The 8,652-nt window shown below is 70.7% G+C and carries 8 protein-coding genes; 3 read left to right on the top strand and 5 right to left on the bottom strand.

From position 1 onward, the window contains the following. Positions 1-115: 115 nt before the first annotated feature. Positions 116-1,405: a glycine betaine/L-proline ABC transporter ATP-binding protein ProV gene (gene proV / locus A612_RS15960; protein ID WP_019375428.1), complete on the bottom strand. Its 1,290-nt coding sequence runs from the start codon at positions 1,403-1,405 to the stop codon at positions 116-118. A 687-nt stretch (positions 1,406-2,092) separates the two neighbouring features. Between proV and acs the strand changes: the two genes are divergently transcribed. After that, positions 2,093-4,090: an acetate--CoA ligase gene (acs, locus tag A612_RS15965; protein ID WP_019375429.1), complete on the top strand. Its 1,998-nt coding sequence runs from the start codon at positions 2,093-2,095 to the stop codon at positions 4,088-4,090. 313 nt (positions 4,091-4,403) lie between these two features. Then, positions 4,404-4,892 (top strand): hypothetical protein, encoded by a 489-nt coding sequence (locus A612_RS15970; protein ID WP_019375430.1) that lies wholly within the window; start codon positions 4,404-4,406, stop codon positions 4,890-4,892. A 96-nt stretch (positions 4,893-4,988) separates the two neighbouring features. Here A612_RS15970 and A612_RS15975 read toward each other — a convergent pair whose 3' ends face one another. After that, positions 4,989-5,294: a c-type cytochrome gene (locus tag A612_RS15975; RefSeq protein ID WP_019375431.1), complete on the bottom strand. Its 306-nt coding sequence runs from the start codon at positions 5,292-5,294 to the stop codon at positions 4,989-4,991. A 107-nt stretch (positions 5,295-5,401) separates the two neighbouring features. Between A612_RS15975 and A612_RS15980 the strand changes: the two genes are divergently transcribed. Beyond that, positions 5,402-5,644: a TIGR04438 family Trp-rich protein gene (locus tag A612_RS15980; RefSeq protein ID WP_019375432.1), complete on the top strand. Its 243-nt coding sequence runs from the start codon at positions 5,402-5,404 to the stop codon at positions 5,642-5,644. A gap of 31 nt (positions 5,645-5,675) precedes the next feature. Here the strand turns inward: A612_RS15980 and A612_RS15985 are convergent, their stop codons facing one another. The 3 genes from A612_RS15985 to A612_RS15995 form a co-directional block, all read right to left on the bottom strand. Further along, positions 5,676-6,959 carry a heme biosynthesis protein HemY gene (locus tag A612_RS15985; RefSeq protein ID WP_019375433.1) on the bottom strand — a complete coding sequence of 428 codons (1,284 nt, stop codon included), beginning with the start codon at positions 6,957-6,959 and terminating at the stop codon, positions 5,676-5,678. A gap of 19 nt (positions 6,960-6,978) precedes the next feature. After that, positions 6,979-8,064: a uroporphyrinogen-III C-methyltransferase gene (locus A612_RS15990; protein ID WP_019375434.1), complete on the bottom strand. Its 1,086-nt coding sequence runs from the start codon at positions 8,062-8,064 to the stop codon at positions 6,979-6,981. Then, on the bottom strand, positions 8,054-8,652 hold a 599-nt coding region (locus A612_RS15995), incomplete at its 5' end, for a uroporphyrinogen-III synthase (protein WP_019375435.1). The genes A612_RS15995 and A612_RS15990, both read right to left, overlap by 11 nt.

The following is an 8,652-nucleotide window of genomic DNA, read 5'->3' on the forward strand; positions in this document are numbered from 1 at the left end:
TCGGCGGCAGCCGGCGCGGTGGTGCCGCCCTGCCAGGGGTCGGAAGAGGTTTCAGGGGGTGCGGACGTGGGTGCCAGCGTATCGCTCATGGGCAGTCTCCTTCGTTCGTCTGGGTTCAATGGGCGGGGGCCACGGGCTGGGCGGCGGCGCCAGGGAAATGGGGGTTGAGCTGCAGCGGCGCGCTCTCGGGCTGCGGCGGCGGCACGTGGGGGGTGTCACGGTCCAGGAAGCGCATCACGCTGGTGCGGCTGACGACGCCCAGGTACTTGCCGCCCTCGTCCACGACCGGCAGCGGGCAGGGCGCTTCTGCCATGGGGCCGAACAGCTCGACCACCGGCGTGTCCGCCCCGATTGGCTGCACATTGCCAAGGAAGGCGTGGCGCAGGCCGAGCGGGCCCTGGTGGCCTTGCAGCGCCTGGCGCAGCGACTGGGACGAGACCACGCCCAGCAGGCGCTTGTCGCTGGCGAGCACATAGGCGTGCTCGCGGTCGGAGTCCTCCAGGATGCGCAGCGCCGCGCGGCAGCCGCGGTCCTCGTGCGCCGAGACCACGGTGAGTGCCTGGCGCGCGATGTCGGCGGCCTTGAAAACGGCAGCGGCGTCGACGCCGCGCACGAAGCTGCGCACGTAGTCGTTGGCCGGGCAGCGCAGGATCTCGTCGGGCGTGCCCACCTGCACCACGTGGCCGTCCTTCATGATGGCGATGCGGTCGCCGATGCGCATGGCCTCGTCCAGGTCGTGCGAGATGAAGACGATGGTGCGGCGCTTGACTTCCTGCAGGCGCAAGAGCTCGGACTGCATCTCCGTGCGGATGATCGGATCCAGCGCCGAGAAGGCTTCGTCCATCAGCAGGATCGAGGGGTCGGAGGCCAGCGCCCGCGCCAGGCCGACGCGCTGCTGCATGCCGCCCGAGAGCTCGTCGGGGTAGCTTGCCCCCCAGCCGCTCAGGCCGACCTGCTCGAGCGCCTCCTCGGCGGCGCGCTCGCGCTCCTCGCGGCGGACGCCGGCCAGTTCCAGTCCAAAGGCCGTGTTGGCCAGCACCGTGAGGTGCGGCATCAGCGCAAAGGACTGGAACACCATGGAGATGTCCTTGCGCCGCAGCGCCCGCAGTTCGCGCTCGCTGATGGCGCCGATGTCCTGGCCGTCGACCAGCACGCGGCCGCTGGTGGGCTCGATCAGGCGGTTGAGCATGCGCACCAGGGTGGATTTGCCCGAGCCCGACAGGCCCATGACGACGAAGATCTCGCCGGGTTCGATGGTGAAACTGGCGTCGAAGACGCCGATGGACTGGCCCGTGCGCGCCAGGATTTCCTGCTTGCTCAGGCCCTGCTCGACCAGCGCGAGCGCTTCCTTGGGCGAGTCGCCGAAGACCTTGAAGACACGGTCGATGATGATTTGCTTGGCCACGTGGTGGCTCCTCCCTCGTTCCAGTTGGCGTGCAACCCCCGGGGCTCCCGCACGCAGGAGCTGCCGAGGCACGAAGGCCGAAGCGCGAGAAGGCGTGCAGCGGCTGCACGCGGATCAACCCCGATGCGACGGCACCGCCGAGGCCCCCGGCGCAATTGCGCAAGGAGCGGCTGGGATGGCCGTGAAGCGGACACAGGAAAGAACACCAGTGACCTGGTCGGCCCGAATGGCACGCGCGAGGTGCGCAAGGGCCTCAAGAGGAGGCACGCGGCGGCGGAAGAGGCCGGGCAGGGGACTTCCGGGCCAGCGTGGGTGCCGCAGCGCGGCCGACAGGCAGCGGGACACCAGGGGCATCAGGGCCGAAGCTTCGGCCTGGACGGCAGTGCGCCTGCGGTTGAAAAACGACGCGCTGCCGCGGGGATCCAACCCCGCATCGGCCACCGCTCAGGGCGCCGGCAAGGTGGATGACCTGCATGGCAGGTGGTAAAACACCCCGAGGATTATAGGGATTTGAATATCCCTACGAAAATACCACGTCTTCCAAATTGTGGTAATAGGAAATTTGTCTCGGGATCCTGGCCGGACGGGGTGCGTGGCGCAGCGGCGTGCCAGGAAGGGGCGTCAGTAGCCTGTAAGTCCCGCGTCCGACATTCGGGCCAGAACATTCAGCTTTGCAGGAGACACACCATGAGCGCTTCCCCTTCCGCCATCGAGTCGGTGCTGATCGAAAACCGCGTGTTCCCGCCTTCCGAGGAGACCGTGAAGGCCGCGCGCATTTCCGGCATGGAGGCCTATGAAGCCCTGTGCGCCGAGGCGGAGAGGGACTTCGAGGGTTACTGGGCGCGGCTGGCGCGCGAGAACGTGATCTGGACCAAGCCCTTCACCCAGGTGCTCGACGACTCCAACGCCCCTTTCTACAAGTGGTTTGCCGACGGCGAGCTCAATGCCAGCGCCAACTGCCTGGACCGCCACATGGGCACCGAGGTCGAGCACAAGACGGCGATCATCTTCGAGGCGGACGACGGCGCCGTGACCCGTGTCACTTACCGCGAACTGCTCAAGCGGGTGGGCCGCTTCGCCAATGCGCTCAAGGCGCAGGGCGTGAAGAAGGGCGACCGCGTGCTGATCTACATGCCCATGACCATCGAGGGCGTGGTGGCGATGCAGGCCTGCGCGCGCATCGGCGCGACGCACAGCGTGGTGTTCGGGGGGTTTTCCGCCAAGGCGGTGCAGGAGCGCGCGATCGACGTCGGCGCCGTGCTGGTCATCACGGCCAACTACCAGATGCGCGGCGGCAAGGAGCTGCCCCTCAAGTCCATCGTGGACGAGGCGCTTGCCATGGGCGGCTGCGAATCGGTGCGCACGGTGCTGGTGTACGAGCGCACGTCCACGCCGTGGAACCGGGTCCAGGGGCGCGACCTCAGCTTCGCGGAGGCGCTGGAAGGCCAGGACGCCGACTGCCCGCCGGTGTCGGTGAATGCCGAGCATCCGCTGTTCGTGCTCTACACCAGCGGCTCCACCGGCAAGCCCAAGGGCGTGCAGCACTCCACCGGCGGCTACATGCTGTGGGCGCGCCAGACGGCGCTGTGGACTTTCGACCTGCAGGACAAGGACGTGTTCTGGTGCACGGCCGACATCGGCTGGATCACCGGCCACACCTACGTCACCTACGGCCCGCTGGCGGCCGGCGCCACCCAGGTGGTGTTCGAGGGCGTGCCGACCTATCCGAACGCCGGGCGCTTCTGGCAGATGATCGAGCGCCACAAGGTCAGTGTCTTCTATACCGCCCCCACGGCGATCCGCTCGCTCATCAAGGCGGCCGACTCGGACGACAAGGTGCATCCGAAGAACTGGGACCTGTCGAGCCTGCGCATCCTGGGCAGCGTGGGCGAGCCCATCAACCCCGAAGCCTGGATGTGGTATTACAAGAACGTCGGGGGCGAGCGCTGCCCGATCGTCGACACCTTCTGGCAGACGGAGAACGGCGCCCACGTGATCACCCCGCTGCCGGGCGCCACGCCGCTGGTGCCGGGTTCCTGCACGCTGCCGCTGCCGGGCATGGCGGTGGCCGTGGTCGACGAGACCGGCCATGACCTGCCAAACGGCGCGGGCGGGATGCTGGTCATCAAGCGCCCCTGGCCTTCGATGATCCGCACCATCTGGGGTGATCCGGAGCGCTTCAAGAAGAGTTACTTCCCTGAGGAGCTCGGCGGCCGGATCTACCTGGCGGGCGACGGCGCCGTGCGCAGCGAGGACCGCGGCTACTTTCGCATCACCGGCCGGATCGACGACGTGCTGAACGTCTCGGGCCACCGCATGGGAACCATGGAGATCGAGTCCGCGCTGGTGGCCAAGACCGACCTGGTGGCGGAGGCGGCGGTGGTCGGCCGGCCCGACGACGTCACGGGCGAGGCGATCTGCGCCTTCGTGGTGCTCAAGCGCCCGCGCCCGGAGGGCGAGGAGGCCCAGCAGATCGCCAAGGAGCTGCGCGACTGGGTGGCGCGCGAGATCGGTCCGATCGCGCGGCCGAAGGACATCCGCTTCGGCGAGAACCTGCCCAAGACGCGCTCGGGCAAGATCATGCGCCGCCTGCTGCGCTCGCTCGCCAAGGGCGAAGCCATCACCCAGGACACCAGCACCCTGGAGAACCCCGCAATCCTGGATCAATTGGCGCAGACCAATTGATCCAGGCGGCAGCGTGAGCTGCCGGCGCGCAGCGCTTGCGGGGTTCGGGGCGCACTCATATCGCGCAGCGATGTGAGGTGTGCACCAGAATCGCGTCCGATCCGATCAATTGGCGCAGACCAATTGATCCAGGCGGCAGCGTGAGCTGCCGGCGCGCCCCTGCCCTGGCCGCCTGCGGGCGGCCTTTTCGCGCAGGCAGCATGTAGGCGCGGGCCGCAAACCGCAGGAGCCAAGCGGCACACGGCGCCCGCTTGGGGTACAACAGCGGTCTGCCCGGTTGCTGCCCGGGCGCCATCCATCGAGAGCCTGTCCCATGAATCTGCGCACCCTGTTTCTCCTGCTCATCGTGGTTGCGATCGGCGCACTTGCCGCGCTGAACTGGACCACCCTGTCCACGCCGACGACCGTCTCCCTGGGCGTGACCTCCATCGTGGCCCCGCTGGGCCTGCTGATGCTGGGCCTTACGGCAGTGCTGGCGGTGTTCTTTGTGGCCTATGTCCTGGCGCTGCACGGCTCGGTGCTGGTCGAGACGCGCCGCCACACCAAGGAACTGTCGGCGCAGCGCGAACTGGCCGACAAGGCCGAAGCCTCGCGCTTCACCGAACTGCGCGGCTTCCTGGAGAGCCAGCAGACGGCCCTGCTGGCGCGCATGGATGCGCTGGAGGCGCGCATGAACGCCCGGGCGCGCGAGTCGGAGAACGTCACGGCCGCCTACGTCGGCCAGCTGGAAGACCAGCTGCAGCGCCGCGGCGGGCCCCAGGGCCCGGTCAATCCGCCGATCGAACCCAGCCTGCGCCTGTGAGCGGCGGCAGGCCTCAGGAGCGACAGAAAAGCCGCAGGGCTTGCGCGCTGCGGCTTCTCAAGCTTTTCAGGTGGCACGGGCCCGCGGCCCGAGACATCACTTCAGCGAGAGCACCCAGTCGGCCAGCTTCTTGGCCTCGTCGGGCTTCACCTGGGGGTTGGCCGGCATCGGCACCGGACCCCAGATGCCGGAGCTGCCCTTCATGATGTGCTCGGCCAGCTTGTCGGCCGCGCCTGCCTGGCCGGCGTACTTGGCCGCCACGTCCTTGTAGGCGGGGCCGACCAGCTTCTTGTCCACGGCATGGCAGGCCATGCAGTTCTTGGAAGTGGCCAGGGCCTGGTCGGCGAAGGCGGGTGCTGCCACCGACAGCGACATGGCAAGGGTGATCAAGGTACGCTTCATGGTGAGGTTCCTGTGGGGTTGCGATACATTTGCGTTCTGCTGTGATTGTAGTGGTCGACGCCGGCCGCAGGGTAGGAAATGGCCGCGCGGGCCGGGAGGTTGAGCCGATGTATGTGCTGCTTTTGGGCCTGCTGTTGACGGCGCTCAAATACCTGGAGGTCGATCCGGTCGCGCAGTGGGCCTGGTGGTGGGTGCTGTCGCCCTTTGCCGTCACCGCCGTCTGGTGGGCGTGGTCCGATGCCTCCGGGCGGACCAAGCGCAAGGCCATGGAGAAGATGGATCGGCGCAAGGCCGAGCGCCTGCAAAAGCAAAAGGAAGCGCTCGGCATGGGGCCGCGGCGGCGCCGCTGACGGGCTTTTGCGCCCGCCCGCGCCGCGCGCCCTAGGGGGCCGCCAGCGCGGCTTCTTTCCAGGCTTGGGCGGCGGCCTGCGCATCGCCGCGTTGCTCGGCAAGGCGGGCCAGCTCCTTCCAGGCGCGCGCCTTCAGGGCCGCCTCGCCCAGGCGCGGGGCTGCCTGGGCGAGCTGCTGCTGGGCCTTGCCCCACAGGCCACGGTGCACGCAGGCCATGGCCGCCAGGTACTGCAGGCGGGGATCCTGGGGATGCGCGCGTTGGGCGGACTCGATGCGGCCCAGCCATGCCGCGTCCAGGCCTTCCAGGTTGTCCTGCAGCGTCAGGATGAGCCGCAGACCGCGCGGCCCACCCAGCGCCTCGCGCCCGCCCGAGACCATGTCCTCCCAGACCGGCAGCAGCCAGGCCCGCACCTGGGATGGGTCGCCGCCCAGGCGCGCCAGGCGCTGCGCGGCATGCACCGCCACGTCGGGGATCCGGCGCTCGCTGCCCTCCAGGCCCTGCCACAGGCGGTCGAGCTGGGCGGGGTCGTGTGCCGTGTCGAGCAGTTCCAGCAACAGGCCGCGCAGCAGGCTGGCCGCCGCCGCCGGCGAGAAGGCGTTGTGCTTGGCGAGCAGGCGTGCCGTCTCCAGGGCCTCCGGGATGTGCCGCGCCAGCCGGGCGGCCTTCAAGCGCACGCGCAGCGCCAGGGTGCGGCGCGCGGCCCCCGAAGGCAGGGCGGCCAGCCGCTCCAGTGCGGCCGCGGCGTCGCGCTCGTCCAGCGCCCAGCGCGCCGCACGCAATTGCACGCCCTCACGCAACTCGGCCAGCCCGTCCTGGCCGTTGGCGGGAATTCCGTCGAGCGCGGCCTGCAGGTGGGCTTCGCGGCGTGCGCTGTCCTGCAGTGCGTGCGAGGCCTCGGCGGCGACCACGTGCGCGAGGGTGCGCAGGTGCAGGCAGTGTGGCACCTTGCCGGCCGCGTCCGCCAGGGATTCCTGCTGGGTGATCGCAGACTGGGCCGCGCGCCGGGCACGCAGGAAGCGGCCGGCCAGCAGCTGCGCCAGGGCGTCGAGCAGGGCGCCATGCATGGCACGCTCGCGCTGCTGGCGGCGCCAGCGCTGGGCGCGCAGCGGCAGCTCGAGCAGCGCCGCGCTGCCGCGCAGGGCGGCGTGCAGCAGGGCAAAGGCGCCCACCAGCAGCAGCAGCACCATGTTGAGCGACAGGTCGATGCGGTAGGGCGGCCAGAACAGGGTCACCGTGCCCTGGTTGTTGCCCGCAAACAGGGCGGCCGCGACGGCGACGCCGAACAGTGCCAAGAGCCAGAGTGCGACGCGCATGGGAGAGCCCGTCCCGGGTTCAGCGGCCAGCCGCGGCGGTGGACAGGGCCGCGAAAGTATCGTCCAGCTGCGGCAGCTCGGCGGTGCGCACGTGCTGCTGCAACTGCTGGAGCGAGGACAAGGCGGCCTGGGTCCGGCGCGAGCCCAGGTCGAAGTAGCGTCCGATGGAGATGCTGGCCGCCTGCATGTCGGCGCGCGCCGAATCCATGCGGCGCGCGAGCACGGCCAGGCGGGCGTTGAGCAGCTTCAGCTTGAGGTTCTCGCGCAGGAAGTAGGCCTGCTCGGGGGCCAGCAACATGGCCTCGGGATAGTCGATGCGGCGCACGCGCACCAGGCCGCGCAGCTCGTCGCGCGTGCCTTCCCAGGCGCGCTGCAGGAGGGCGCGCCAGCGGGGCGGATCGGCGGCCGGCGGGTCGCTGGCGGGCGCCGGGCCGGACGGCGCAGGCTCCTGCGGCCGGCGCATGGCGTGGGCCTGCGCCACTGCCGAGGCGAGCGGCAGGTCCTCCACCTGGCGCACGAGGTCATCCAGGCGGCCGAGCAGCCCGGCGGTGTCGGTCACGCTGGCGCGCGCCAGGCGCTCCAGGTCCTGCTCGATGGCGCGCTGCACCGGCGCAAGCCGCGGCTGAGCGGCGCGCTCGATGCGCTGGCTGGCGGATTTCAGTGCCGCGGCCAGGGGCTGGAGGCTGCCCGTCAGCTGCGATTGCTGCTGGGCCAGGCGCAGCGCCGCCTCGATGTCCACCACCAGGTTCTCGTCGCGCGTGCGCGACAGGCTGTGCATCAGCTCCTCGAGCTGGGTGCGCTGCAGCGCCACCTCGCCCACACGCGCTTCCAGCACCGCCAGGCGCCCGGCGGCCTCGCGCGTGAGCTCCTGCGCCTCGCGCGCCATGGCGCGTGCCTCGATGGCTTGGGCGGAGGAATCGGCGCTCTGGCGCGCCAGCTGTTCCTGGATGGAGGACAGGCGCTGCCACAGCAGCAGGGAGCTGGCCAGGGCCGCCATCGCCACCAGGCCCAGCAGCACGCTGCCCGCGCGCCCGGCGGGGCTGCTGCCCTGCGGCGCGGGGGGCGCAAGCGGTGGGCTGTGTCCGGCGATCGGCTCAGTCGACATGGTCGAAGGATTCTATCGAGGCGGCGACCTCGCTCGCACAGGGGCGGGATTGCCGAACCCGTCCAAAGCCGGCGGCGTGTGCGGCCGTGGCGATGCGCGGGTGCGTGGCCACGGCGCGCGCCTGCCGCCACGACTGGCCGGGCAGGAGCGCCTGCAGGTGCCCCAGCGCCTCGGAGCTGCTGAACAGCCAGATGCTGCCGTCCGCCGCGGCGGCTTCGGCCAGTCGCCGGCCTGCTGCGTCGAGCACCGGGCGCGCGCGCGCGTAGGCGGCGACGAATTCCACTTCGGCGCCGGCGGCCTGCAGCTGCTGGCCCAGCCAAGGGCGGCCATGGCCGCCCACCGCCGCTGCATGGGCCGAACTGGCGCCGCGCACCACCAGCACGCGGTCGCCAGGCCGCAGGCGTGGCGCCACCATCGGCCACAGTGCCTCGGACTCGAACTGCGGACTGTCTGCCGGCGGGGCGTCGATGGCGCCGGCCGGCACACCCGCCTGCAGCAAGGCCCGCACCGTGCCCGGCCCGGGGGCCCAGGCGCGCGTGCCGCCGCCCTCCAGCGCGGCGCGCAGCGCCGCCGGCAGCGGCTGGCCCC

The sequence above is a fragment of the Melaminivora alkalimesophila genome (genome assembly GCF_000282995.1).
Classification (GTDB): domain Bacteria; phylum Pseudomonadota; class Gammaproteobacteria; order Burkholderiales; family Burkholderiaceae_C; genus Melaminivora; species Melaminivora alkalimesophila.